The organism is Pseudomonas sp. ICBG1301 (assembly GCF_016918385.1).
In the GTDB taxonomy this organism is placed as follows: Bacteria; Pseudomonadota; Gammaproteobacteria; order Pseudomonadales; family Pseudomonadaceae; genus Aquipseudomonas; species Aquipseudomonas palleroniana.
In genome coordinates, this window is the sequence record NZ_JAEKGB010000002.1 from 314,096 (window position 1) to 340,366 (window position 26,271).

The window sequence follows — 26,271 nt, forward strand, 5'->3', positions numbered from 1 at the left end:
ATATGTTGACACGGCACAGCCCAATAGCAAAAACACCGAGCCGCCGTTGGGCATTACGACGGCTCGGTACTGCGTTAAAGGCTTAGCTGCCCGCTACTGCTGCCTCCCGCTCCATCAGCTTATCCATCAGCAACACCCCCAACTCACTCAACTGGTGTATTGCCAGCGCTACATCGCGTGGTTTCCCGGTCAGGTCCTCGGACAGGTCAAGCAGCAAGGCGCTGACTGAGGAAAAGGTTTCGTAGCTGTTGGTGATCAGGGTTTCTGAGCTGGTGTCGGGTGCGACACTGAATAAGCCCGGCGGCGGCAGAGGTGCAGCCGTTTCTGGATTGAGGTAGTGATCTATGGCGCGATGCGCCGCCTGATTGAGTTTCAGGTCGGGCTTACTTGGAGGATTAGGCGTGACTTTGAACATACTTGGAATTTCCCACTTTAGGGCCGCCACCTCTGGGCTACTAAACCAAGGGGTGGCAGCTGTGCGCAGGTTAGTAGACCGGGGAATTCCAAGAAAGCCGGCGCGCCCGAGGACGCCCTGCACACAGCCACCATAAAGCACGGACGTTGTCGCCCGACAGATGAAGCTTATGCACTGATTGGAATAACCCCGGGCTACTAAACCCGATCACTGAGTTCTCAGCGACCGAGCAACCTTAGAGACGCCCACTCAAGCGCACAAGCCGGCGGATTCTGACGCAAGCGTAGGCAAGGGAGCAAGGCGCTGTCGCCTCGGACTTTCCTGTTTCAGGGCTTGTTGTAGGACATCTACTCATTCGGCAACGCCGTAAATGGCGACGTGATCAACGAACGCACCGTCACCGGCCACGACAGCAGTGATGGTGTCATCAGCGAACACAGCGACTTTCTCGACAGCGCCGCACGTATCGAGGCGGCCAACGACATGAGCATCAGGGCCGGCCGCGACTTCTCCAACCAGGGCAGCGTGCTGCAAAGCGGGCGCGACACCACCATCCAGGCCGGCCGCGACCTGAGCTTCGGCTCAGTGGAGCAGGCCAACAGCAACGCGAACCTCAGCGCCCGCAACAACAGCCGCTCCGTCACCCAGAACGGTTCGTCGGTGACGGCGGGTCGCGACCTATCAGCGATTGCTGGCCGCGATCTGACAGCAATTGCCAGCCAGATGGATGCCAAGCGGGATGTGGCGATGTCGGCGGTGGGCGACCTGACGATGGCTTCGGCGGCGGACGAGCAGCATTCGGCGTTGAACCTGAAGAAGGTGAAGGCGCAGGAAGACCATGTGAGCCAGGTGGGCACGTCGGTCAAGGCTGGCGGGGATGTTTCGCTGAGTGCTGGCAAGGACCTGGCGATGATTGCCAGCCGCGTCAGTGCGGGGGATGAAGCGTATTTGGTGGCGGGTGGAAAGCTGGGGTTGCTGGCGGCGGAAGACAGCGATTATTCGCTGTATGACATGAAAAAGAAGGGGAGCTTCGGGAGCAAGAAGACTCAGCGGGATGAGGTCACGCAGGTCACCAACATCGGGAGTGAGATCACGACCGGGGGGATCTGACGCTCAAGAGTGGTAGTGATCAGGTGTATCAGGCGGCTAAGCTTGAGAGTGGGCGGGACATTACGTTGGATAGTGGTGGTGGTATCACATTTGAGGCCGCCAAGGATCTGCATCAAGAGAGCCACGAAAAATCCAACAACAACGCATTCTGGGTATCGGCAAAGGGCAAGGGCAACACCGACGAGACCGTACGCCAGACCCAAATGGTGGCTGAGGGCAACATTGCGATCAAAGCCGTTGAGGGCCTGAAGATCGACGTCTTGCAGGTCAACCAGCAAACCGTCAGCCAATCCATTGATGCGATGGTCAAGGCAGACCCGCAGTTGGCTTGGCTTAAAGACGCCGAAAAACGCGGTGACGTGGACTGGCGCCAGGTCAAGGAAATTCACGATAGCTTCAAATACAGCAACTCGGGGCTTGGGCCGGCGTCGCAGATCATTATTGCGATTGTGATGTCGGCAGTACTGGGGCCGATGGCAGCTACGGCTGCGGGAGGAAGCGTAACGGGGGCTGCTGTGGGGGCCGTTGCGTCCGGGGCTGCTACCAACGCCACCGTGAGCGTCATCAATAATCGGGGCAATTTGGGGGCGGTACTCAAGGATGTGACTTCTTCGGATGCGATGAAGGGGTATGTGATATCGGGAGTAACCGCGGGGCTGACTGTTGGGGTTTTCGATGGATGGACCGGCACGCAGACGAATCCCAGCACAGGCGCGGTTATCACTTCGCCGGCCCTCAACACCTGGACAGGTGCTGGGCAGTTTGCGGCCAACCAGGTGCTGCAGAACGGCACTTCGACGCTGCTGAGCAAAGCGTTAGGACAAGGAGGGGACTTTGGTGATGCGCTCAAAGGCGCTTTGTTTAACACGTTGGCCGCTGCGAGCTTTAATGCCGTCGGGGATTACACCCAAGGCAAGCTGACTGATGGTTACCCGCCGAAAATACTGGTGCATGCGATGGTGGGTGGGCTGCTGTCTCAAGCTACCGGTGGGGATTTCAAGACAGGTGCGTTGGCGGCGGGGATTAATGAAGCTGCCGTCGTTCACTTGGACTCTTTGGTTCGCGGCGATAAGAACTTGCTGTCCATGAGCTCCCAGATAGTCGGGGTTTTGGCAGCGGCTTCGCAGAAGGACGCGGATGCGAAGTCTATCGAGAAGGGTGGTTGGGTCGCGAAGAATGCTACGCAGTACAACTACCTGCTTCATCACGAAGTGGAGAAGATGCTTGAGGAGGTTGATAGCAAGCAGACGGACGCTGAAAAAAATGAGGTTCGCGAACGTTATGCGCAATTGGACGAGGCGCGAAATCAAGAGCTAGCTTCAGTGTGTAAAGCCGCGCCTAACGCGTGCGATGCCCTATCAAGTCAGCTAATTGAAGATGAGCCTAAGCTACGTGAACTGGCCAAGTCTTTGGCTGCTCAAGGCCATTTAAAGGAAGCAGCGACGATTGCTGCGCTTACCATAAACAACAACGTAACTGCTGGTTTGACTGTAGCTACGGAGCTGGCTGCACAGCGCGATGGGGAAGGGTCTTCGTTTTGGACCGGTGCGGCTGGTACATTACTGGGTGCGGCAATCGGAGGGATGAGGCCTGGGGGAGATGGTGCAAAGGGCACAATTCCTGAGAATATGAGCCCTACAGGCGCCGGACGAAGTGGAGCTTTTAATGAAGCTAAACGTCAATCAGGCATTCCCACAAGCCAGCAACCTAGCCGGACCCTACCAAATGTCGATAAACGGGGTAATCCTCAGCCGGGGAAAATCTATGAGTTCGAGGTTCCAGCATCAGGTGGGGGGCTCAAAACGGTAAGGATCCGTGATGATGCAGGAGGTCACGATTTCGGTTCAGGTAATTCCCAAAATCGTGGGTCCCACTTTAACGATGAAACTGGAAATCACTATGACTATTGATATTCAAGTCGGGCGTGCGCCTGATATTTCAATTACTAACGATGTGATTAATCCCCATTGGGCTGGAGATTATTTTAGATCGGAATTGTCAGCGGCTAGTTTTTTGGCCGCAGATGCATCAAATACTTCACTTGCAGGTGTGCTGAGGTTTATTTGCAATTTGATTGATAAAAAGCTACCTGGGTATGATGTTTGGTTACTCCTAGGTAACTCTGCTTGGCAACCAGATACTCGAATTGTACGCTATCGAAAATTGTGGGGAGCACTGAAGTTTCGAGGAAGTGAAATTTCGGGTGCTAGTGACTCACAAGAATCTATCGTAGAGGCTGATGAAAAGTTAAAATTTTTCGGCGCTTTACGTCTTTCAGAAAAGTCTATTGCGAATGTAATTGACGTAATTATTGAAGAGCGCTGTTCATATATTGCCGCGATACCTAGAGCTTTTGAATTTAAACGCATTCTTGATGTTGGGTGGTCTGGACGTGTGGCTGAGGATTTTAGTCTTTGTTGTCACGTATGCGAAGAAAATGGATTGCTTTTTAAGCAGGTCGGTGAGTTTGACGATCATGAATGGGGTTTTATATCTATTGGGTTGCCAGAAATTATGGATAAATTATTGAGTTAAAATGGTGCAAAAGCAACAGTCAGCTCTCCGCTAAAACTTGGCGAAACCAAGGCAATCGACGATGTCAGCACGACTCGTGTAGGAAGGTGGATGTCTCCTGATGAGCTGGCGCAGATGCAAAATACAAATAAAGTGGTGCAAGGCGGTGGAGGACAAACCTTTATTTGCCAGCGTGGAGTGGCTGTGAGGTAACCTTGGACTTAGTTAAAGTTAAAATTAGTATAGACTTTATTTATCCTTGAGAACCAAGCGGCAAGTTTAGATATAGAGGCTTAGGCTGAATGTGGGGGGAATAACGGTCAGACCACGTTTTTGCGTTTTTTAGAGTTCAGAAAAATTGCTCTTTATAAGTATAAAGAATGGTGGTTTGACAGCTATTTTCCTATTTTTCCCAAAAAAGCGGCTAATGCCGACGGGATTATCAAATATATACCTTTTGTTGAGACTTAGCGTAAAGAAGGTGGCGTTGATATTTTGGAGTATAGTTCAAAAGTGAAGTATGGGTGTAAGTTGCTCGGCTATTCGTTGCATCAGGGGTGTACGCCATGAGTATTGAAAAATATCCAGTAGTTAAATTATTTTTGATGTTTTTATTAGGGCCTTTTTTTGGGGGGGTGATCTTAGGGTCTGCCTCTTTAATTGTTATGTTTATAGGCTTATTTAGTGATGCTCGTTTGCTAGGGCAGGCCAGAGGCAGGGAAGCGCTTTCTGTACTAGTAAGTGCACCTATTCTTGCGGAATTGATTTTCTTTATTCCTGCCTTTATATTTGCATGTTGTATCGCCATCTTAAGGCCAAGAAATAGTTTTCGAGTTTGCGTGTTTACATCGATTTGTGGTGGGGGTGTTGCGTCGTTTTGGATGTTTTTGGTTGACCGCTATTTTCTTCATAATAGCTATAATTACAGTTTTTTGGATAGTTTGTTGCCTGTGGTTATATCTTTCTTTGTTGGGGGGTTAGTTAATGGGGTGTTGGCATGGTGGTCGTTGCCAAAGGATCTAAAAAGGTAAAGGGAATAGGAGGCAGACCACGTTTTGCATTTTTTAGAGTTCAGCAGAGTTTCTCTTTAAAATATGAAGAATGGTGACCTGCCCCCCCGTTTTCCTACGCCGCAACAGCTGCCCCCTATGCTGCAGCCCGGTAGGACTATTGAGTGACGTGGATATGATTATTCGAGAAATTGGGCGAGAAGAGCCTGTAAAGGTGTTTGGGATTTACTGGATAGAGAACGAACGGTTTTACTGGGTCATTCCTTATGATGGCTACGGTGGCCTGATGGCACTCAGCGATAGAGAAGTCAACGTTGTTGACTCTTCTTTGTCAAGTGATCTCATCCTCTGCAAGGATGGGGGGGGAGGGGACATGATTCTGCATTGGGCAGCGGAAGATTTGATTGAAGAACTTGTGGAGCGTGATCCGCTAGCAATGGTTGAGTTCTTAGAACGCATAAAAGGCTGATGGTGAAAAAGGGACACGTGAGATTGTTGTGCGCAGCGACGATGACTTCAGCGCAGCGGTCAACGGAAACGGTAGGGCTAAAGCATATATTAATGAAAACGGCGAATTGGTTCCACCTAACGCCAACGGGACCGGCAGCGTCCAAACGCACGTGCGCGGTGGCAATCCTGAGAATTCGCCCTATATATCTGTTACTGATCCAAGTGTAGCGTCGACCCCGAAAGACTATGGTTCTGATAAAATTGAGATCGATGTGAAGCGCTTAAAGCAGGACATTGATTCTGGTAATCTGCCAGGTACCAAATTTTTGTAAAATCAGCAAGTGACAGCGGAGTTGCAATCGAAAGTGGATGCGGCCCGGGCAAGGTACACAAAAAATCCGTCTGAAAATAACAATGATTCGTTGATTAATGCTGAGAGAGATCTTAAGAACGCTACGCGCGATGGGGAATATTTGATTAAGGGCTGTGTACCGGCTGACTATATTAAGAAGTAAAAAAATAGGTTTATATGGACCCGAAAACATACGAACTATTGAATAGCGTTCCTGAGCATTCAGATTATGCTGTGACTGCAGGAGATTTGGATCCAGAGGATATTCCACCGGAAAGAATTGGCGCTGTGCTAAATTTGCTCCGTCATACGAATAATAAAGAAGAGCACTTTTTGGCTGCGAAACTGCTGACCAGTTGGGGGCTCTGTGAAGGTCTAGTCGCCTTAGAAGGGGATATGGAAAAAAACGAATGCATCGAAGGAGCATACCCCCACCGACTATATGGTTACGACGACACTTATCACCAGCTAATCTTAGCTGTAACTCGATATTTTGCCAACGTGGCTGATCGCGGGGGAATTGAAGCGGCTAGAACGCAAATTTACTCTCCTCTATCGAAAATTATTTCGTTGGCGAGTAGTAAGCCGTTCGAAATAGCCAAAATTTTTGACTTTGTGAAAAGAAAGAACTATTTGGAATATGTGCCGCTTATTGAAGTTCACCTTGTTGCTATAATCGATCATCCGGAATTACATCGTTGGAAAATTTTTGATGCTATTGAATTCTTGATGGATTTTAGACCCGATTTCGTTTTGTCTCTGCTTCAAGAAAAGAAAAAGTCAATTGATGTTTTTAGGCATGTGAAATAGGGTACAGACCCTGAGGGATCCCCACAAATCTATCCCAGGCTCTGCGCTTGATGGTGCACCTCATCACGCAGAGAATGCTCCAGTATTTTCAGGTGTTCTCGGTCGCCGAAACCTGTGCAACTGCGCCAATACTCCAGGCCTAAACGCCATAATGAAAGTACTCTCCGCTCCTTGAGGCTATTGCTTTGAAAGCGCCTTTCCAGTTGGTTCTCACGTGCCTGTAACCCTGTTAAGAAGATGAGGTAGTTGGCCAAAGCGGCAATCAACAACACTTCGATGCGTTTTGGACAATAGCTACGATGCAGATTCAGGCCCAATCCCAGATGCTCGCTTTTTAAATCTCGGAAACCTTCTTCGATCTGCATGCGCCGCTTATAAATCGCTACGATTTTTGCTGGGCTCCACTCACCCCGCGCCAGGTTGCTGGCAAGCAACCACGGCTCACGCTCACGCCTGGCGGACTGTCGGCTGAGCTTACTTCTGGCGATTGAACCCGTGATTCGTTGGTGTTTGCGGCCCTTGGCTGAATGCCGAACACAGTACAAATCGATAAAGTGAGGGGCGCTTCGCGTCATCTCGACGCGGCCCAACGACTTAGGCGATGAAGTGGCCAGAGCGTATAAATTCTTTACGGGTTGCCAGTCATTCTCTTCGCGACGATAAAGCTCACGATTTCTGATCCGAGCCACGTAATACCAGCCTTGCGCTGCTAAGGCCTTCATCCACGGGCGCCGGAAACCCGCATTAGTGACCAGGATTGGAACGCATCCATCAGGCAGTAATTCAGCTAGTGTTTTGAGTAGGCGGCTTTGATATTTTGGGCAACTCTCGCGTTCATGGACACTTTCATAAATAGGAAACGAGCGCCCTGCAAACGGGATCGCGGCTCTCAATAAGAACGCGTCGCCTGGAGCATCAATTCGAGACCAGTCCACCAAGATTAAAGGATGCTTCAAGGAACCCAACAATGCCCGCAGTATCACCCAATAGAACAGCGGGCGTTCTGCTCTCAGGTGTTGATTACCCAACAATCGGTCCACTCGCTTGATCGCATGTTTGGGGTACGCCCGACCTGGCATAAAACGTCCAAGAGCAGTCAGCGTCAGGCGGCGACCTTGCAGTAAAGAACTGACACAACTCATCAGCGTTGTCAGGCGGCGAGAATGGATTGAGGGCAGTGCTTGAGCGAGCGCTCTGTGCAAAAATCGGATGGTCTGCATGGGTCCGGATCTTAGTTTTGTGTGGTGCAAACCAAGTTGCCGACCCATGCAGGCCTCTTCAATATTCCAACTTCTTGATTTTCGGTAAGAAAAATCGGGGATCCCTCAGGGTCTGACCTCTATTTTCTCGGTTTAGAAAATGGTTATTGGATTTCTGTGAAAAATGGACAGCCGATAAACCCAGCAACCGGTGGTACTGGCGCAAGGGGAGATACACATGTGCCATTGCCGCCTAATACTGTGCCGCCTAAGCGATGAGAGTGTATTTATGATTATTGACGCCGATTTGGCAGAACTGGATTCAACAGTGCTTACAGGTGTGACAGTCGGGGTTGGCTCGCAGGTTTTGATATTCGGGAATGGTGCTACCGTGCTAATACAGTGTCCCTTTACAAGTGAAATACATGGACGGAAACAACAGGGGCACGGTGAGGATGTGAGCACCAGTGAGTTGCTTTTTGATTATCTGAATTGCCAGGTGACAAGTGCTTCGCTTGAAGAGGAGGGGATTCTGGTGTTGAAGTTTGAGGGGGAAAAGTCATTGAGAGTCATCCCTGAGTGTAACGGGCTTGAGTCCTATGTGATCTCTACTCGGCTTGGTATTTGTCCTGTTGCAGTAGTTTAATGTGGAAATAGGGGGCAGCCCCTGAGGGAGCCCCAGCCAACCAGCAGACATGACCACAAAAAGTTAAAAAACCGTCCTTGGCCCACGCTGACACTTACAACCCACCAACCACCGCCTCAATTTCTATCAAATAACCATGATGCAACCCCGCCACCGGAACCACCGCACGAGTCGGCCGATGCTCTCCCAGATAACGCGCATAAACCCGGTCAAAAGCGGCCCAGTGTTCTACCCCCACGACATACACCGTCACCTTCAACAGGTCACTCGCACTCCGGCCCGCTGCGCTGAGGATTGCCATCAGGTTGTCGAGCACGATCGAGGCTTGCACCTCAAACGGTTGGTCGGCGCTGTGCTCGCCGTTTGCGCGCACCGGCAACTGCCCGGACACGTATAAAACGCCCTGGTGCAGTACCGCCTGGGAGTAGTGCCCGCCCGGAGCGGCCGCGTTGGTCGTGTGGATCAGCTCGATCTTACCAGCCATGCAGGCGACTCCAGGTGTGCACGGCGCCTTCGGCGTCGCAGGCGTGGTAGTGCGGGAATTGCGCGCCAGTAGCGCACGCGTGGTTGGGCAGGATGCGCAGGCGGCTGCCGATGGGGAAGCGCGCCACGATGTCGGTGCCCTGGGCCGCTCCAAGGGTGATGATGCCGTGCTCCTGGTTGGCGCCAGTCACTCGCGCGTCCTCGATCCAGTCGCCAGCTTCGGTACACACCTGCCCGTAGCCGAAATCCTGGCGCTGGCGTTGGGTGCCGCGATCACGGCTCATGGCCATCCAGCCGGCGTCGGTGATGATCCAGCCTTTGTCTTGCTGATGGCCGATGACGGTGGTCAGCACGCTCAGGGCCAACTCGTCCGCCTGGCAAACGCCGATGTTGTGCATGACCAGGTCGAAGAATACGTAGACACCTGCACGTACCTCCGTCACGCCTTCCAGGTTCAGCGCCGACAGGGCGGTGGGTGTGGAACCGATGCTGACCTCCGGGCAGGCCATCCCGGCTTGGCGGATTTTTTCAGCGGCGCTGACGCAGAGCTGGCGTTCCTGTTCGGCAAGGGCCTGCAATGCTGGAAGAGTGTCGAGTTCATAGCTGGAGCCGGCGTGGGTCATCACGCCGCGCAATTGCTGGCCGCCCTCGACAAGGACACGGGCAACCGCTAGCAGCGCAGGGTCTTCAACGGCCAAGCCTGAGCGGTGGCCGTCGCAATCTATCTCGATCCACACGTCGAAACGTTCGTCGTGTTGCCGTGCGAAGGTGACAATCGCTTGGGCCCCGACAACGCTGTCGGTGAGCACACTCAAGTTGCAGCCCTGGCGCCTGAGTGCAAGGGCCTGAGCCAACTTGCCGGGCGCTATGGCCACGGCATAGAACACATCGTTGATGCCCTCGGCAAAGCAATACTCCGCTTCTTTCAGGGTGGACACCGTGACGCCGCTCGCGCCGGCGGCTATCTGCGCCTTGATCACGGGCAGGCATTTGCTGGTTTTGATATGCGGGCGCAAGCGCACACCCAAGCTGTGCATGCGTTGCTGCATGCGCTGAATATTGCGCTGCATTCGCGAGACATCGATTAGCGCGACGGGGGTATCGAGAGAGGCAATCGGGGCTGACATGACAGAACTCAGGTGGCTGGAGACGCGGCCACTCTACTCAGCGTTCGTAAAGTTGTGGTTCAATCAATGGTCATCAATCATTAAGTAAAATTGAATGATCTCTGTCGAAGATCTACGCCTGGCTGCAACACTGGCGCGCTCTGAGTCTTTGAGCGCTGCGGCCAGAATGCTCAACGTCTCGCCACCCGCACTGTCCATGCGCCTACGTAAGCTCGAGACGCTGCTGGGGCTGACCCTGGCCAATCGTGATGCCCGGCGCTTGAGCCTGACCGCCGACGGTGAGCGTTTCTCCCGTGAATGTGCGCTGTTGCTGGAGCAACTGGAGGCGCTGCCGGAGTCGTTCAGGCAACAGGACCAGCGGCTGACCGGCACGCTCAGGCTGGCGGCGCCGTTCGGCTATGGACGCCAGCGGATTGCGCCGCTGCTGGCCCGCTTCGCCAGGTTGCATCCACAGCTGCGCCTGCAGCTGGATTTGCGTGAAACGCCATGGCCTGATCGTCACGACAGCGACGCGGTTATTCACATTGGTCACCTGAACGACAGCCTGTGGATCGCCAGGCCCCTTACGCAAAACCACCGATGGTTGTGCGCAAGCGCAGCCTATCTGGAGCAGTACGGGGTGCCATCTTCACCGGAGCAACTGGCCGAGCATCGCTGCATTTGCATTCGTGAAAATGATGAAGATGTCACGCTATGGCATCTGCGTAAGGGGCAGGGGCGCAAAACACTGCGCATCGAACCCGCGCTGTTGAGTAACGATGGAAGCGTCGCGCGGCGTTGGGCCGAGCAAGGCTTGGGCTTGGTACTGCGTTCGCAGTGGGATGTCAGTGATGCAATCGCCAACGGTAGCCTGGTCCGGGTGTTGGCGGATTGGCAATTCGACAGTGCGCCGATCAACCTGTTGGTGCCCTCACGCAAGCTGCGTAGCCCGCGGGTGGAGGCATTGGTGGCGTTTCTGGAGGATGCTTTGAAAGCCTGATCAGCTGAAAGGGCGGCGCAAGCATACTTCATGCGAGTGCGCCGCTTGCCCGACTGCTATCAACTGAAGCGGATATCCAGCGAGCGAAGGTAGGTCTGCAGCCCCGCGTCCTGGATCGGGATCAGGAACGCTTCCTGGCCGGACTCGTTGAAGTGGGCGTGCCAGTAGCCGGGCGGCGTGACAAACGCCAGCCCCGGTGCCCAATCCACGCGAACCGGGTGACGTATCTGGCCATCGGCGTCCAGGTCGGTGCCGACCAGGGTGTAGCAACCTGTCGGGCAATCGACGATGAAATCCAGCGCAATGGACTGATACCGATGAGGCTTCTGGACCGAACCGGCCGGCAGAATTCCATACATGGCCCAGAGCACATGGGTCACGGTTCGGGTTTGCGGGAAATTGCGGTTGCCCAACAAGATGCTGATACGGCTGCGGTCTTGCGCACGCGGGTCATCGGCCGCTTCACGCAACTTCGCGTTGGCGGTCTGCGCCGGGTACAACGTCGGCAAGAACCGGTCAGTGCTGCGGGTCACGCCGAGATAGCGCAACAGGGGCTCGTCATGCACGTAATAGAGCCGGGCGTCCTCGGTCGCGCTGAAACAGGCGCCCAGCAGACCTGGCAGTGCCATGAAGCAGCCTTTGGACCATTCCAGGGTGTGCTCGCCCTGGGTCACTTTACCTGCGCCGGCAATCACATAAAAAACCTGCGAGGTGGCGTTGGGCTGGAGCGTCAGGCTGTCGCCCGCATTGAGGCGGATAAAGTTGGCACAAAGCCCGGGGCCGGTGGCCGGCCCTTCGCAGCCCAATGCTTCGCTCAGGTCCAGCGGCACGACCCGCGAGGGGCCTGAGTCGCAGAGCGAGGCTGGAAAGTTGTGGTAGGGCACGCCTGTAATGAGCTTGGCGCTGATCGGATTTGCCGCTTTGCTGTACTCGAAATATTCCGCTTCGCGCTCGTTTGGCGGCACGGCGTCTACTGCATCGATCCTGAATGTGCTGTTCACGATTATCACCTCGCTCGCTGATCCGTGGATGCAGCGTAGGCCGGATCAGGCCCTTCTGCAACGCGCTGATATATATAGAAACTGCGACCGTTGTGGCGGCAAAGCTATTTGTTTATTTCTTCTTAGTTGGTACTTTCGTTCAGGTTTATAAAACTTTGTTTATTGTTCGATTTCGGTAAAAAGTCTGTATGTATAAGAAAAATTTCAAAAAAAAGTATTAACTTTTCCTGACGCATGCCGATGGCTTTACACGTCACAGAAGGTAGTTGTTATGCGAAATAATCAACCCGTTACTCAGCGCGAAGTTTCACTTGACCCACAGCAGAAACTTATCTCTACAACAGATGCCCGAGGCGTTATCAGTTATTGCAATGACGCGTTTGTCGAGATCAGCGGTTTTAATCGAGAAGATCTGATAGGGGCTCCGCAAAACATCGTTCGTCATCCGGACGTGCCCCCAGCCGTATTCGCGCACATGTGGAGTGCGCTTAAACAAGGCCGGCCATGGATGGGGATCGTCAAGAACCGCTCCAAAAGTGGCGATCACTATTGGGTCAACGCGTACGTCACACCGATATTCGAAGGCAGCCAGGTGGTGGGCTTCGAGTCGGTCAGGGTCAAGCCGACGGCGGATCAGGTCCGTCGGGCGCAAGCGCTCTATCAGCGTATCAGCCAAGGAAAGTCGGCCATCCCTCGCTGGGACAACTGGGTGTGTGCTGCGCAGGATTGCCTGCCATATCTGGCCACCGGGCTGGCGGGTGCGGTGAGCGGTGTGTTCTTCAGTGCGCCGTTGGCATTCGGTGTGGCGGCAGCCGTGGCGTTACCGGTCGGCTGGGTCTTTTCACGTTGGCAAAAGCGCGGAACGCAGCACCTGTTACAGATGACCGAACCCTCGACCTCCGATGCGTTGATTGCGCAGATGTACAGCGATGCCCGTGGCCCGCAAGCCCGCCTGGAAACGGCTTTCGTCAGTCAGACTGCGCGTCTGAAGACTTGCCTTACCCGTTTGCAGGACACCGCCGAGCAGCTCAGCCGACTTGCGGGGCAATCCGAGGCGCTGGCCGCTGAGGGCTCGAAAGGCCTGGAGCGCCAGCGTGTCGAGACTGAGCAGGTGTCGGCCGCAGTCAACCAGATGGCGACGACGACCCAGGAAGTTGCCCGGCATGTGCAACGCACCGCTGATGCCACCCAGCAGGCCAACCAGCTGACGGGGCGTGGCCGCGATGTAACCCGGGAAACTCGCGAAGCCATTGAGCGTCTGTCGAATGTGGTGAGCGAAACCGGCCTGACTGTGGCGCAGTTGGCGCGGGACAGTGATGAAATCGGCACGGTCGTGGATGTGATCAAAGGCATCGCCGATCAGACCAACCTGCTGGCACTGAATGCCGCCATTGAAGCTGCCCGTGCCGGCGACATGGGCCGAGGCTTTGCCGTGGTGGCCGATGAGGTCCGCCAGCTGGCACAGCGCACCTCGCAATCGACCACGCAGATCCATCAACTGATCACCACGCTTCAGGTCTCGTCCGGCAAAGCCGTGCAAACCATGGAGAGCGGTTGCCGCCAGGCCGAAGAGGGCGTACTCCAAGTGCTCGAGGCGGACAAGGCGTTGCTGGGCATCAGTGAAGCCGTCGCCAACATCACCGACATGACCACCCAGATTGCGAGCGCTACGGAAGAGCAAAGCGCGGTGGCCGAGGAAATCAGCCAGAACATCGCTACTATCGCCCAGCTGGCTGATCAGACTTCGGAGCAGGCGAACCAATCGGCAGGGCTGAACACCGAGCTGACCCGCACGGCTTCCACGCAATACTCCCTGGTCGAGCGCTTTAATCGATAAAGCCTGCCCTTAGCATAATGCTGGTCAGTTAATAACCTGTGGGAGGGGGCTTGCTCCCGATGGACTGCGCAGCAGGCCCAGCCTTTTCAAACCCAAAGCTGGTGCCGCTTCGCGGCCATCGGGAGCAAGTCGAATCGTCGCACCGCCCCTCCCACAATGACCGCGTCAAGCTTTAACTGACTGGTATTACGCCTTGCGCAGGCCTTTTTTATTGGGTGCAGCCTGGATATTCGCCGTACAAAAGCTCCCGGTATCTTCCTAAAGTGCGCTTCAACGCGGCCGATAATTCAGTCTAAGCATGGCTTCCGATAACAACACATGCGACGTCAGCTCTAGCGTTTCTCCTTGCCAAAACTATAAATACCCGCAGGTGAAGTCATGAATATCAAGCAGAAGCTGACCTGGGCGTTCGCGGCTATCGCGTGCATCCCGGTCATCCTGGTCGCCGTTTTGGTAGTGCTGAATGTGCGGGAGGGGGCCCAGGCCAATTTTCTCGACAGCAGCGGTCGCGAGATCCGCCAGATCGACAATGGCATGAAGCAGTTTTTCGACGGCATCAGCCAAAACGTCGACTACGTCGCCAAGGACCCGCGTGTGGTCGCGGCCAAGGACCTCAAGAGCTACGCCGGCGCCGATGCCGCACAAATTCCGCTGACCCCGACCAACAAAGAGCTGCTGGCGATATTCGACCAGTTCGCCAAAAGCCATCCGAGTACCGCCTACCTGTCACTGGGCTTGAGCGACGGCGGCTACGCCAGCTGGCCGGACGATACCAAACTGAACAACTATGACCCCCGCGTGCGTCCCTGGTACAAAGCGGCCATCGCCGCGCCAGGCACCACCGTGCGCACCGGTGCCTACTACTGGGCGCCGGACGATGTGACGCTGATCGGCACCGTGCACACCGTCGCCGATGCTGCCGGCAATATCCTCGGCGTGGTGGGCCTGGACGTGTCGCTCAAACAGCTCACGGAACTGGTGCGCAACATCAAGCTGGGCCACAGCGGCTACCTGATGCTGGTGGAAGCCAACGGTAACGTGCTGGTAGACCCCAGCGACGCCAAGCACAACTTCAAACCCCTGGCTGACCTTGGCCCCAACTACGCCGAACTGGCCAAGCGCGTCGACGGCGTGACCCAGATCGAGATTGATGGCGTGCCCTACATGGCTAACGTGGTCAGTTCCAAGGACCTGGGCTGGCGCTTTATCGGCCTGATCAAGCGTGATGAAGTGATGGCCGACGCCACCCGCCTGACCTGGTTGATCGCCGCCATTGCAGCAGTATTGGCCTTGGTGTTCGCGCTTGTCGGCGCCAGCTTTGCCCGCGTCATCGTGCGTCCGATTCGCGGCGTGGCCGACGGGCTGCAGGAAATCGCCGAAGGAGAGGGCGACCTGACACGCCAACTCAAGGTGCAGGGCAAGGACGAAACCGCCGGCCTGGCGGGCTGGTTCAACCAGTTCCTGGGCATGATCGCCCAATTGGTGCAGCGCATCGGCAACGCATCATCGGACCTGCAGACCGCCGCCGTCGACACCAGCGAAGTGGCCAACAACATGAACCAGGCCGCAGGTCGCCAGCGTGAAGCCGTGGAGCTGGTGAGCACGGCGTTCAACGAAATGGTGGCGACCGCCAACGAGGTCGCACGCTCATGCAGCGCCGCCGCGTCGAGTGCCGACGAAGGCTACCGCGACGTCCATGACGGTCAGCAGCACATCGGCGAAGCCACCGGCAGCGTGCTCAAGCTCAGCGAAGACCTTCAGAAATCGACCCAGACCATGCAGTTGCTGGAGCAGGACAGCCAGAACATCAACACCATTCTCGACACCATCCGCTCGATCGCCGAGCAGACCAACCTGCTCGCGCTCAACGCCGCGATTGAAGCGGCGCGTGCCGGTGACCAGGGCCGTGGTTTCGCCGTGGTCGCCGACGAAGTGCGTGCCCTGGCGCGTCGCACAGCCGACTCCACGGGTGAGATCGACAGCCTGCTGGGCAATCTCGCCCGCCGCACCCAGGAAGTCACGCAACAGATGCAAGGCAGCCTGCAGGTGTCCCACGCCAGCGTGGAACGCATCCAGCAGGCCCGTGACAGCTTCGACAAGATCCGCGGCTCGGTGGACTCGATCCGCGACCAGAACACTCAGATCGCCACCGCCGCCGAGCAGCAGCACCAGGTGGCTGAAGAGATCAACCGGCACATCGCACAGATCCATGCCGATGCCCAGTTGGTCGAAGGCTTTGCCCAGTCGTCACAGACTGGCTCGGGGCGGTTGATAGAGATTTCCGGGGAGCTTAAAGGCCTGGTAGGGCGTTTTAAATATTAGTCTCTCAGGCCGAATGAAAACGGTGAGCTTTCATCGTTTTCATTCGGGCGGTCAATGCAGTCTTTTCCCTGGGCGTGCCCGCAGGTTATGTCTCAGGCTTGGCCGACGCCGTCGGCGCGGGGGATTGATGGAGAACACAGCGTCCCGAGTGAGTTTATGCCTATCATGAGCGAACGTTCATGCATGCACTTTTCTGATAGCTCGCTGGATACTGCCCATGAGAGACCTGCCGCCCACCGCGACCTTGCGCGCATTTGAAGTTGCCACCCGGCACTTGACCTTTACGTCGGCCGCACAGGAACTACATGTGACTCAAAGCGCGGTCAGCCACCAGCTCAGGCATCTTGAGGCCCTTTGGGGCGTGCAGTTGTTTGAACGTGGCAAGGCGTTACGCCTCACGGCAGCGGGGGCTGCGCTGGCGCCCATCGTGCGCGAGTTTTTCATCAGCCTGGAGGCGACTCTGGGTGATTTGCGCGAGCAGAAAGACAGGGTTCGACTCAGCGTCAGTACCACCTATTCCTTCGCGCTCAAATGGCTGCTGCCACGCTTGCCGCGTCTCTCTCGTCAGCACCCGGAGCTTTTGGTCTCGCTGGATACCACGGATAAAATAATTCACTTCTCTCACGGCCAGGCTGATGTTGCGATCAGGCTCGGCAAGGGCAATTACCCCGGTCTGCATTCTGAGTTCCTGTTTGGGGAGCAGGTATTTCCTGTGGCCAGCCCAGAACTGTTGCGGCGCGTCGGCACTCCGCAGAACCCCGCGGAATTGTTACATTTTCCGCTTCTGACGCGGGACGGTGCCGAGTTGGTACCCAAGTGGGAAGTGTGGTTTCAAGCCGTCGGGCTGGCCTATTTGCCGCTTCAGGAAAGCGTCAGGTTTGGCGATACCAACATGACGGTGGAAGCGGCCCTGCTCGGCCAAGGCGTTGCATTGGTGCGCAGCGGGCATGTCGAGAGCGAAATCGGCGATGGCCGCTTGGTTCGGCTGTTCGATGTGCCGTTCCCATCGCCGCTCGCTTATTACTTCGTCTGCCCCAAGGGCATTGAATCACAGCCGCACATCGCCAGCTTTCGTCAATGGTTGGTCGATGAGGCGCTGAAGGTAAAACACGTAGAACCTTAATGTATGAGCATTCATTCATGCTGCGATGAGGAGCCTTCGCTTTAGTCCCGGCGCCGAATTGCCTAGAGTGGCGCATGCCTATCCATCTCATCTTCCTCGTGCTTTTCGCCGCGCTCCTGCATGCCAGCTGGAACGCGCTGCTGCGCAGTGGCGCTGATCGGCTATGGTCGATGACAGTGATGTGCATTGCCATCGCCGTCACCAGTCTCGTTGCCGCAGCATTCATGCTGCCCCCCGCTATTGAAAGCTGGGGCTATGCGGTGCTTTCGGGGTTGCTGCATGTGGGCTACAACCTGTTTCTGGTGCGCAGTTATCGAGTCGGCGACCTGGGGCAGATCTATCCGATTTCACGTGGGTCGTCTCCAGTGCTGATCACCTTGGGTGCAGCCGTTTTTGCCGGAGAAAGCATCACGCCTGGCGAGTTGCTCGGCGTTACGCTGGTGTCATGCGGGATTATTTCCCTGGCCTTCAGAGGGCGCAGTCTTTCGGTTCCCAGCCTGCCCTATGCGCTGGGAACGGGCGGCTTTATCGCGGCCTACAGCGTGGTCGACGGCATCGGTGCCAGGCTCTCCGGTGCGCCGCTGGCCTACACCGTGTGGATGTGCGCCCTGTGGGGCGTGTTGATGCCGGTGGTCTACATCGGTCTGCGTGATGCCCGCAGCTTATTCTCTGCCCGGCCCGGAACAGCGACTGCTGTGGTCGGCGGGCTGGTCTCTTTGCTCGCGTATGCAATGGTCATCTACGCGATGAACGAAGCGCCTTTGGGCGCGGTATCCGCATTGCGTGAAACCAGCGTGCTGTTTGCGGCGTTGATCGGCTATGTCTTCCTCGGCGAGACGTTAACCGCACGCCGGATACTGGCGTGCGTAGTGATCGCCAGCGGCACCTTACTCATCGGCTGATACAGCCACGGCTCAGGAGCAATATCTAATGGTCGACGTCTCGCAGGCACCGCTGATTCTAATCACGGGTGGAAGTCGTGGAGTAGGGGCAGCAACGGCCCGGCTGGCTGCTGCAAGAGGTTATGACGTCGCGATCAGCTACGTTACCAACGAGGCCGCAGCGCTGGCTGTGGTTGCGGATGTGGAAGCGTTGGGTCGCAGAGCGTTGGCGATGCGGGCCGACAGTGCAGACCCTCGGCAGGTGGCTGATTTGTTCGCGGCGATCGACCACTCGTTCGGACGCATTGACGTCTTGGTCAATAACGCCGGAATGCTGGCGACTCAGTCACGCCTGGAGGATCTCGGCTTCGAGCGGATGCAGCGCATTTTCGCGGTCAATTCCATCGGGCCAATCCTCTGCGCCCAGCAGGCGGTAAAGCGTATGGCTTACCGTCACAACGGCCCGGGCGGCGTGGTGGTCAATGTGTCTTCGGCGTCGGCGCGCCTTGGCAGCCCCAATGAGTATGTCGACTATGCGGCGTCAAAGGGAGCCTTGGAGACTTTCACCATTGGCTTTGCAAAGGAGGTCGCACGCGACGGCATACGCGTTAACTGTATTCGCCCCGGACATATCTATACCGAAATGCATGCCAGCGGCGGTGAGCCGGGGCGGGTCGATCGTGTCAAGGACTCGATCCCCATGGGGCGGGGCGGACAGCCTGAGGAAGTGGCCCGCGCGATTCTATGGTTGGCGAGTGCGGAGGCATCGTTTGTTACTGGTACATTCCTGGATGTGACGGGCGGTAAATGAGTCAGATTGTGGAAGCCCGCACGGAAAGTCTTTCCGGTCATGATTTATATAAGCAGCACAGCCCGAATCCATGTTCGGGCGCTTGTTTGGAGGGGGATAGCCCGGAAAGCCAGAAATAATCAGTTTAACGAGCTGTTTGGCGATGCTTAGAGATTGTCAGGATCCCCGAAAACATTTTGACTGGGCTCTAGGACGGTATTTTCAGGCAGAAAAATTTCAAATATGCCCCCAATGTTGCCCCCACTTTGACCGGGTGTGCGAGCGGTCGCGACTGGCGATTTTCTGACAGAGATCCAGTTGGATTCGGATGGCGGCATCAAGCTCGCAGCGGTCGCAGGCTTGGTAGCTGGTTTTCTACAAGCCGCGCCATTACTGAAAGGGGTCGAGGTTGCTGTCGGGCCCTTCGGCTGGTTGCTGGTCAGCGGTGGTTTCTATGTGCTCGCTGTGCTCTGGTTCGAGTGGAGGTGCCCCGTTCTGCTTAAGCGAACTCTGCAGGGAAACAGTAGTACCTGGGAATTGAAGGTCGACGCTGGTTGCTCGCGCTAGTCGAAGATGAATTGCGACGATGGAGGACATCAAAACTTATGACCTTAAGGCGGGGAGGCCGCGGGGAAGTGCTGATACCTACCAGGTTGCTCTCGGAATCGTTCAGTAAGGGAACGCTCCCGCTTACGGCGGTTTCTACGATTTCGCAGCAGCTCGGGAACACGCCCTTGATGAATATGCCCAACTGACGTCTACCATTATTTGGCGAGACGAGGGGCTGCCAGAGGAGTTGAACAGGTTCTCACCAAGTTACCGCCTATCCCCATTGAATATGCCTCTGCGTAGCCTGTATTTGTCGATCATTGATGAGAGTACGGTGAAGACAGCCAAGGTTGGAAAGGAGGGGATTTGGCGATCCGCTGGTTCGACACGCCTTTGACCTTCATCACAGAGCTGCCGACCCACCGAAACCTGACCGTATCAGCCTATACCGAAGGCTTGGTCTATCTTTTTCGCACCGACTCATCGGCGCTGACGTTCACTCGAATTGTCGCCCAGTGGCAGAACTCCATGCGCCCTTTGAGCCGTCGTCCAACTCGGGCTTTTTTCAGCCGGTGGGGCATGTTTTCTGTGTTTTGTCCTCCAGCAACTGAAGATACTCGCGCCGATCTTGCTTTGACGCGCACCGCTCGTCTCTTTGTCCCGCAGACGAATTCGAGCACATGCTAGATAGATGGGGCCACAGCAGCCCCAATAGGGGCGCCGCGGTCTGCTGTCCTATTACAGGAGCAGCTTCATTGCGGTTAGCAGAATGCCAACAATGCTTCGATTACGGCGGTTGCTTTGAGCTCCGGTACTGCCGCGTTCGGCGTTAATGCTTGTCATGTAGCTAGGCCTCCCAGGTATCTTCAGCGGCGAATTGTCGAGCAGGCTGTCTTTGTTTTTACGCAGTGCATGGCGATCGCCCACAGGATCCAGCAGTAGCGCGCCCTAGTCAGGGCGACATTCAGGCGGTTCGGGCTCTGCAAGAAGGTGGTCATGTGAACTGTCATGACAACGCCGTGGCTGGGAGCTTTTTTCAGTTTCTAGAGCGGGAACGGATCAAGCGGAAAATCTATTCCATGCGCGAAGATGCTCGTAGTGATGTGTTCAATTACATCGAGATGTTCTACAACGTAAAACGCCGCCATTGTTTCAATAATCAGTTGTCAGCGGTAGAGTTTGAAAAAATTTACGCAATGAACTTGCAAGGCGTCTTGAGGGTTTGGGGCAATTCAGGATGTGTAAAAGTTAGTGGCGTACGCGGATGCTATTTCCATCCGGTACGCTCTTTTCTGGCGCTTTGGAAAACTATTAGGTGTGCCTGGAAAGTTTAATTATTATTTCTTTGATAGTGCATTCGTTGAATTTGTTTAGTATATGGCATTTTAATTTGTCGGTGGTTTCTGTTGTTTTTTTGATATGTTTCTGAGCGGACTTCCAAAACTTTATCTCTGGGGCAAGATAGTAGTGATTTACTCTGGAGTTCAGCGATTTATTTTCGGTGTATCGTTGTCCCATTATTCTGGATATTTCCGCGATGGTGATGTTTTTTGCTTCGGCTAGGGTCTTTGCGAAAATCACAGGGCTTATATTTTGTAGGATGGGGTTGGTTTCATGTATCTTTGTTAATATAGATGAAAAATATTCAAGATTTCCATTTTTTATGCAATTTATTAAGTTTTCAGATAGTGCGCTTAGTGATTTTCTGTACTCTTCTTTTTGGTTTTTTTCATGGATTGCTTTAGCCTTGTCTGATATTTCTTTTTTTATTTCATTGAATTCTTTGTCGTTGTGGCTTAAATATAGATATCCCGCTCCGCTGGAGCCGAAATCATAGTTGCTGGGTTGGTCTTTCCAATGCTGGAGTAGGCTTTCATTCTTTGTTGCTTCTTTTATACTTAATCTGAATTTTTCCATGTCTAATTCAAGTAGATCGTGTTTTGAAAAGTAAATAGCCAAGCTGATTTTGTGTAAATAAATTGTGGCTGAATCAGTGGTATTGCTCTGGATGTCATTCTTTAAGATAGGTAGTAATTTTGAAAATTCTTCAAATTCTAGCTCTTCATATGTGCAAAGCTTTACCCAGTATGGGGCTTCTTTTTTGTTTTCCTTAAAAAAGAAAGCTAACTTTGATGTGGCTCTGTTTACTTCGCTCGAATGGCCTTTGAAGATTATGTCTGCCCAAATGTCTGAGGTATAGATTGAAAGCTTTTGATTGCGAAAGTACTTCTTGTATATGTCGCTAGGGTCAGTATTTGAGCTGAAAGGAATACCTTTCCTGATATCCTCCTCGCTAATGGAGCCCTTTTTGACCTCAATGCTCAAAGCAAAAAAGGTTAGGGCTAGTATTTCTAGAAATTTTTGGTTTTCAAGGTACTCGTCGTCGATTTCGCTCAGAAGATATTTGAAATCAAAAATTGACTGTTTAAGGCTTCTGAGGTTTTTGTGCTTTGAGGATTCATAGATTTGCTGTATGAGATTTTTTTGACCTATTATTATTTTATTTTTTGTTTCTTCCAAGAAGGAGCTTATAACTTTTTCGTGATCCTGCCGAATTTCAAATGTCTTATCAATTATCTTTTCTTTGAAGTCTCTATATATTTTTTTGTCGTCATTCTCCAGAAGGAATTTTTCATGAGCAACTAGGATTGTGTGGATTTTAGATATTTCTACGATGTGGTTTATATAGCCTAGTAGTTCTTTAGGATCGACGTTGGATCTTTCGAGGTCATCGAAAATTATAACCAGTTTTTGGCCTTTTCCGTCCCTTGAAAAAAAAATCCAAAAACTTTAATTGGTCAAGTTTTAGTGTGAGACTTGATTCTGTTTTTTTATCTTTCTGTGAGGCTATGTCAAATTTGAATCCGAAGCTCAATGCTCCTTTTAAAATATTTCCTGCTAGCTGTGTGTATTTTGAACCGAGTATGGGGTGTAGTGATTGGAATATTTTTAGATCGATCTCTGAGGTTTTTTGTACTCCGAATAAACTTATTTTTATTATTTTCTTTTGGTTGTTTTCAATTTTATTTTGCTCATCGGTTAACGTGTCTACGAAATATGTTTTTCCTGCGCCCCAGTCTCCTGAGATTAAAAGTGCGTGCGCGGGCTGGTTCTGGCCTAGGTAATGATTTATGTTTTTAATTATGTGGTGATTTGGATTTTCTATGTGATAGTCGTTCAGAGCTGATGTTGATTTCTTTTCTGTCATGTTTGTTTCGATATTTTTGTGAGTGAAATGGTTATTTGAGATTTTTAAATTTGCAGTTATCTGGTGGCAGTACTTCGACAGTCAATATATTTCGTCAGTTGCTCGCCAATGGGATTGAGCGCTGCCTGATCGGCCTCTGGCAACGTTGTCCAGACTTTCAAGCCGGACCGCTGCTCAATCTCCTCAAGGGTTGCCTGATAGTTGCGGAAACTGGCAGCACGCGGTGCGTCTTGATCCATGATGAAGGCGGCCAAGGTCCCCCGAGTCGGGGTGCTGTTGGTGAAGATGATCTTCCAGTAGCCGCTGGGGATAGTGTGATACTTGGAAGTGCACCGATGTACCGCTCGCACAGCGTACCGGTTAACACGTACACCGAATCAATCCGCGCCCGCTGAACCAGCGCCTATCGTGATCCTGGTATTTGAAACTCTGTCGAGCTGCTGGCTCGCCCTTATTTGAAGGGCTTGGAATACTCACCATGACGTCCTTGTATCGATAAAGTAGGTTGGCGGCCGGGCTTTCTGAAAAGCAAGCACAAGCTTACGGACACATCTTTTGATGGCTCCACGCTACCATCTTGGCGATCACTCGACTATCCCCACTTTTCCTCGTACGGAGGTTCAGCCATTAACTGAGGTGATCGAATAGCGCTCGACGGCGGTTGGGAACAGCAAAGGGTGACTTTTCGAGAAGGAACTGTTGGACCTCAGGCTGGGGGCATCCTTTCAAACCATCCAAAGCATGCCCTCAGATGTGCCCCCAATGTAGCAATCCACTGGAAGTGAATAGAACTCCATGGTTTGTTGAAAGGCAGAAATGATCAGATGAACAGCCCGCCTAAAGACTATCAGGATCCCCAAAAAACATCTGAATCCGCGACCGCAACCACCGTTCCCCCGGATCATTATCCTGCGAGCCACGCCACGCCATATGCAGTTCAAAGCTGCGCACCGGCAGGGGTGGGTCTTCGGCGCGCAGGCCGCCGGCGGAGGTCAGTGCGTCGGCCGCGTAGTCCGGCACGGTGGCCAGGATGTCGGTGCCGGCCAGCAGGGTGCCCAGCCCGTTGAACTGCGGCACGGCGAGGACGACGTGGCGTTTGCGGTCGAGTTTTTCCAATTCTTCATCGATAAAGCCGCTGAGGTCGCCTGCGAACGACACCAGCGCGTGGGGGCGGGCGCAGAAGTCGTCCAGGCTCAGGGAGCCGGGGACGCTGTCGGCGCGCAACAGCTTGGGCAGGCTGCGGCGCAGTACCTTGCGCTTGGCGTTGGCCGGCAAGTCGGCGGTGTAGCTGACGCCGATGGAGATTTCGCCGGAGGTCAGCAGGCCAGGCATCAGGATGTAGTTGACCCGGCGCACCACCAGCACGATGCCGGGGGCTTCGGCGCGCAGACGTTTGAGCAGTTGGGGCAGCAGGGCGAATTCGACGTCATCGGACAGTCCGATACGAAACACCGCGGTGCTGGTGGCCGGGTCGAACTCGGCGGCGCGGCTGACGGCGGTGGAAATCGAGTCCAGGGCCGGGGAGAGCAGTGCGAAGATTTCCACGGCGCGGGCCGAGGGTTCCATGCTGCGCCCGGTACGCACGAACAGCGGGTCATCGAACAACCCACGCAGGCGTGACAACGCCGCGCTGATGGCCGGCTGGCCAAGGAACAATTTCTCGGCGGCGCGGGTCACACTGCGCTCATGCATCAGGGTTTCGAATACAATCAAGAGGTTAAGGTCGACACGACGCAGGTCGTTACGGTTCATCTTGGGTCCTGGAAGAGTCAGCAAGCTTGACGAGAACGGCCATATTCAGAACCTTCAGATTCCATTCAAAAGTATGACCGGCATGAATCTTACGGGGAAAGACTGGTACTCTGCACCGGCTAATTGAGTTTTCCTACGAGTCTTGGGGTCTATTCCTCAGAAGCTGAATCAATGGCAGGCATGTTGACTATTAACGGCGACCGGTGGCCTTGCCCGGAAAGCCCAGATAGAGTTCATGGCATTAGAGGTTACTTTGGCGAGGTTTGCGATGTCCCGCACGATCCGTTTTCACAAGTTTGGTCCGGCCGAGGTGCTCAAGTGCGAAGAGCATGCAGCCGCACAGCCCGCACCGGGCGAAGTGCAGGTGCGCGTCGACGCGATTGGCATCAGTTGGTACGACATTCTCTGGCGTCAGAACCTGGCGTCTTCGCATGCCCGTTTGCCGTCGGGCCTTGGCCATGAGATGGCCGGCGTTGTTGTCGCCCTGGGCGACGGCGTGGACGACTTGGCAGTGGGTGATAAGGTGGCCAGTTTTCCGGCCGAGAGCCCCAATGACTACCCGGTATATGGCGAGCAGATCGTTCTGCCTCGCTCGGCCTTGACCCGTTACCCGGACGTCTTGAGCCCTATTGAAGCCAGCGTGCACTACACGCCGTTGTTGATCGCCTACTTTGCCTATGTGGACCTGGCGCGGGTCAAGCCGGGCCAGTTTGCCCTGGTGACTGACGCCAGCCACTGCGCGGGCCCCTCGTTCGTGCAACTGGGCAAGGCCCTGGGTGTGCGGGTGATTGCCGCGACCAAGGACAGCGCGGAGCGTGAGTATCTGCTGTCGCTTGGCGCAGAGAAGGTGATCGTGACTGAAGAGCAGGACCTGCTCATGCAAGTCAACAAATATACGGATAACCGCGGTGTGGATGTGGTGTTCGATGGCCTGGGCGGCCCGCAGATGTCGCTGCTCGGCGACGTGTTGGCGCCCCGTGGCAGCCTGGTGCTGTATGGCTTGCAGGGTGGCAACCAGACGCCTTTCCCGGCCTGTGCCGCGTTCCAGAAGAACATTCAGTTTTTTGTGCACTGCATCGGTAATTTTACCGGCAAGCCGGAGCTGGGCATCATCCAGGACCAGGTGGCACTGCAACGTGCGTTGCGCGACATCAACCAACTGACCGCCGACCGCGTGCTGGTGCCGTTGAAAACCACGGTGTTCCCGTTCAGCCAGTTCGTCGAAGCGCACCGCTACATGGACGAATGCCCGTGTCGCGAGCGGGTTGCCTTGCAGGTTGAGGCTGTTTGAGCTGTAGGAGTATTCGCAAATGAGCGCGCCTGGGTCCGAGCGGATGAGGCAAATACGCCATTTGTCAGGGCTTAACCCGCGCCTGGGTTAAGCCGCCACCGGGCTGTTCTGCCCCGCAAACAATACCTTTGCCCCTTGCGCCGCCCTGAATTCCAGCGCGGCGTTGTTGTGTGGGCGCGATTTACGTGCGGCCGGTTGATCATCTGAACGGGTTTCTGGCGCTGTTCTGTATCTGTTATTCATTATTTGAGTGCCGATAATTGTGCCTTCACTGTCATCTCAAGGACTGAGCAATGATTGACTATCTGAAACTACCGCGTCGTTTCGTCGAAACTAATTCGGCCCTGCCTATTTGTATTGAAAGTTTATTGGGAATGCCTGGGCGGTTTTTCAGGGTTCGGGTGAAAGAGGTAAGTAATGTC

23 protein-coding genes and 6 pseudogenes are annotated in these 26,271 nt (G+C 54.3%); 20 read left to right on the forward strand and 9 right to left on the reverse strand.

Translation table 11 applies throughout. The annotated features are described in order from the left end of the window. Nucleotides 1-82: 82 nt before the first annotated feature. Nucleotides 83-415 (reverse strand): DUF6124 family protein, encoded by a 333-nt coding sequence (locus JBE38_RS05330; protein ID WP_060752854.1) that lies wholly within the window; start codon nucleotides 413-415, stop codon nucleotides 83-85. Between the two features lie 363 nt (nucleotides 416-778). Here JBE38_RS05330 and JBE38_RS05335 point away from each other — a divergent pair. The 8 genes and pseudogenes from JBE38_RS05335 to JBE38_RS05360 all read left to right on the forward strand — a co-directional run. Next, nucleotides 779-2,829 (forward strand): annotated as a pseudogene (locus JBE38_RS05335) (DUF637 domain-containing protein); the annotation flags it as partial. A gap of 324 nt (nucleotides 2,830-3,153) precedes the next feature. Next, a complete protein-coding gene (locus JBE38_RS27620; protein WP_240202438.1) occupies nucleotides 3,154-3,435 on the forward strand; it encodes an HNH/endonuclease VII fold putative polymorphic toxin in 282 nt (93 codons plus the stop codon). Beyond that, a complete protein-coding gene (locus tag JBE38_RS05340) occupies nucleotides 3,425-4,060 on the forward strand; it encodes a hypothetical protein (RefSeq protein ID WP_126870616.1) in 636 nt (211 codons plus the stop codon). Before JBE38_RS27620 ends, JBE38_RS05340 begins: the two co-directional genes overlap by 11 nt. 114 nt (nucleotides 4,061-4,174) lie before the next feature. After that, nucleotides 4,175-4,252 carry a hypothetical protein gene (locus JBE38_RS27910; RefSeq protein WP_435530825.1) on the forward strand — a complete coding sequence of 26 codons (78 nt, stop codon included), beginning with the start codon at nucleotides 4,175-4,177 and terminating at the stop codon, nucleotides 4,250-4,252. A gap of 353 nt (nucleotides 4,253-4,605) precedes the next feature. Next, complete coding sequence (locus tag JBE38_RS05345) at nucleotides 4,606-5,070, forward strand: hypothetical protein (RefSeq protein WP_205343759.1); 465 nt, start codon at nucleotides 4,606-4,608, stop codon at nucleotides 5,068-5,070. A 154-nt stretch (nucleotides 5,071-5,224) separates the two neighbouring features. Beyond that, the gene (locus JBE38_RS05350; protein WP_060752858.1) at nucleotides 5,225-5,518 is read left to right on the forward strand and encodes a hypothetical protein; all 294 of its coding nucleotides are present in this window, start codon (nucleotides 5,225-5,227) and stop codon (nucleotides 5,516-5,518) included. 28 nt (nucleotides 5,519-5,546) lie between these two features. Further along, complete coding sequence (locus JBE38_RS27625; protein WP_240202424.1) at nucleotides 5,547-5,831, forward strand: hypothetical protein; 285 nt, start codon at nucleotides 5,547-5,549, stop codon at nucleotides 5,829-5,831. Between the two features lie 197 nt (nucleotides 5,832-6,028). Then, complete coding sequence (locus tag JBE38_RS05360) at nucleotides 6,029-6,661, forward strand: hypothetical protein (protein WP_205343760.1); 633 nt, start codon at nucleotides 6,029-6,031, stop codon at nucleotides 6,659-6,661. Between the two features lie 29 nt (nucleotides 6,662-6,690). Here JBE38_RS05360 and JBE38_RS05365 read toward each other — a convergent pair whose 3' ends face one another. Beyond that, complete coding sequence (locus tag JBE38_RS05365) at nucleotides 6,691-7,881, reverse strand: IS4 family transposase (RefSeq protein WP_205343761.1); 1,191 nt, start codon at nucleotides 7,879-7,881, stop codon at nucleotides 6,691-6,693. 268 nt (nucleotides 7,882-8,149) lie between these two features. Between JBE38_RS05365 and JBE38_RS05370 the strand changes: the two genes are divergently transcribed. Next, complete coding sequence (locus tag JBE38_RS05370) at nucleotides 8,150-8,506, forward strand: hypothetical protein (RefSeq protein WP_090371194.1); 357 nt, start codon at nucleotides 8,150-8,152, stop codon at nucleotides 8,504-8,506. Between the two features lie 94 nt (nucleotides 8,507-8,600). Here JBE38_RS05370 and JBE38_RS05375 read toward each other — a convergent pair whose 3' ends face one another. Beyond that, nucleotides 8,601-8,990 (reverse strand): RidA family protein, encoded by a 390-nt coding sequence (locus JBE38_RS05375; protein ID WP_205343762.1) that lies wholly within the window; start codon nucleotides 8,988-8,990, stop codon nucleotides 8,601-8,603. Continuing rightward, on the reverse strand, nucleotides 8,980-10,116 hold the full coding sequence (locus tag JBE38_RS05380; protein WP_205343763.1) for a DSD1 family PLP-dependent enzyme: 1,137 nt from the start codon (nucleotides 10,114-10,116) through the stop codon (nucleotides 8,980-8,982). The genes JBE38_RS05375 and JBE38_RS05380 overlap by 11 nt, the downstream gene beginning before the upstream one ends. A gap of 94 nt (nucleotides 10,117-10,210) precedes the next feature. Between JBE38_RS05380 and JBE38_RS05385 the strand changes: the two genes are divergently transcribed. Beyond that, nucleotides 10,211-11,095, forward strand: coding sequence for a LysR family transcriptional regulator (locus JBE38_RS05385; RefSeq protein WP_205343764.1), 885 nt, complete (start codon nucleotides 10,211-10,213; stop codon nucleotides 11,093-11,095). Between the two features lie 59 nt (nucleotides 11,096-11,154). Here the strand turns inward: JBE38_RS05385 and JBE38_RS05390 are convergent, their stop codons facing one another. Beyond that, complete coding sequence (locus JBE38_RS05390; RefSeq protein WP_205343765.1) at nucleotides 11,155-12,096, reverse strand: cupin; 942 nt, start codon at nucleotides 12,094-12,096, stop codon at nucleotides 11,155-11,157. Between the two features lie 271 nt (nucleotides 12,097-12,367). On the opposite strand from JBE38_RS05390, the pseudogene JBE38_RS27915 reads away from it, so the two are divergent. From JBE38_RS27915 to JBE38_RS05425, 9 genes and pseudogenes are all read left to right on the forward strand, one after another. Then, a pseudogene (locus JBE38_RS27915) lies at nucleotides 12,368-12,643 on the forward strand (PAS domain-containing protein); the annotation flags it as partial. A 300-nt stretch (nucleotides 12,644-12,943) separates the two neighbouring features. Continuing rightward, a pseudogene (locus tag JBE38_RS27920) lies at nucleotides 12,944-13,933 on the forward strand (methyl-accepting chemotaxis protein); the annotation flags it as partial. Nucleotides 13,934-14,311: 378 nt separating this feature from the next. After that, nucleotides 14,312-15,394: pseudogene (locus JBE38_RS27925) on the forward strand (cache domain-containing protein); the annotation flags it as partial. Nucleotides 15,395-15,739: 345 nt separating this feature from the next. Next, nucleotides 15,740-16,255, forward strand: a pseudogene (locus tag JBE38_RS27930) (methyl-accepting chemotaxis protein); the annotation flags it as partial. 217 nt (nucleotides 16,256-16,472) lie between these two features. After that, complete coding sequence (gcvA, locus tag JBE38_RS05405; RefSeq protein ID WP_090371181.1) at nucleotides 16,473-17,378, forward strand: transcriptional regulator GcvA; 906 nt, start codon at nucleotides 16,473-16,475, stop codon at nucleotides 17,376-17,378. 74 nt (nucleotides 17,379-17,452) lie between these two features. After that, entirely contained in the window at nucleotides 17,453-18,280 is an 828-nt protein-coding gene (locus JBE38_RS05410) for a DMT family transporter (RefSeq protein WP_060752867.1), read from the forward strand. Between the two features lie 28 nt (nucleotides 18,281-18,308). Continuing rightward, nucleotides 18,309-19,070 carry an SDR family oxidoreductase gene (locus JBE38_RS05415; RefSeq protein WP_205343768.1) on the forward strand — a complete coding sequence of 254 codons (762 nt, stop codon included), beginning with the start codon at nucleotides 18,309-18,311 and terminating at the stop codon, nucleotides 19,068-19,070. Between the two features lie 894 nt (nucleotides 19,071-19,964). Then, on the forward strand, nucleotides 19,965-20,285 hold the full coding sequence (locus JBE38_RS05420) for a hypothetical protein (protein ID WP_205343769.1): 321 nt from the start codon (nucleotides 19,965-19,967) through the stop codon (nucleotides 20,283-20,285). Nucleotides 20,286-20,599: 314 nt separating this feature from the next. Beyond that, a pseudogene (locus JBE38_RS05425) lies at nucleotides 20,600-20,812 on the forward strand (IS3 family transposase); the annotation flags it as partial. 97 nt (nucleotides 20,813-20,909) lie between these two features. Here the strand turns inward: JBE38_RS05425 and JBE38_RS05430 are convergent. The 4 genes from JBE38_RS05430 to JBE38_RS05445 form a co-directional block, all read right to left on the reverse strand. Further along, nucleotides 20,910-22,379, reverse strand: a complete 1,470-nt coding sequence (locus JBE38_RS05430) for a P-loop NTPase fold protein (RefSeq protein ID WP_205344009.1) — start codon at nucleotides 22,377-22,379, stop codon at nucleotides 20,910-20,912. Next, nucleotides 22,327-22,806 (reverse strand): P-loop NTPase fold protein, encoded by a 480-nt coding sequence (locus JBE38_RS05435; protein WP_205343770.1) that lies wholly within the window; start codon nucleotides 22,804-22,806, stop codon nucleotides 22,327-22,329. Before JBE38_RS05435 ends, JBE38_RS05430 begins: the two co-directional genes overlap by 53 nt. A 56-nt stretch (nucleotides 22,807-22,862) precedes the next feature. Beyond that, nucleotides 22,863-23,156 (reverse strand): DNA/RNA non-specific endonuclease, encoded by a 294-nt coding sequence (locus JBE38_RS05440; protein ID WP_342592903.1) that lies wholly within the window; start codon nucleotides 23,154-23,156, stop codon nucleotides 22,863-22,865. Nucleotides 23,157-23,643: 487 nt separating this feature from the next. Further along, nucleotides 23,644-24,558, reverse strand: coding sequence for a LysR family transcriptional regulator (locus JBE38_RS05445; protein ID WP_104993745.1), 915 nt, complete (start codon nucleotides 24,556-24,558; stop codon nucleotides 23,644-23,646). Between the two features lie 268 nt (nucleotides 24,559-24,826). Here JBE38_RS05445 and JBE38_RS05450 point away from each other — a divergent pair, with 268 nt between their 5' ends. Continuing rightward, entirely contained in the window at nucleotides 24,827-25,849 is a 1,023-nt protein-coding gene (locus JBE38_RS05450; RefSeq protein WP_060752890.1) for a zinc-dependent alcohol dehydrogenase family protein, read from the forward strand. The last annotated feature ends 422 nt before the right edge of the window (nucleotides 25,850-26,271 follow it).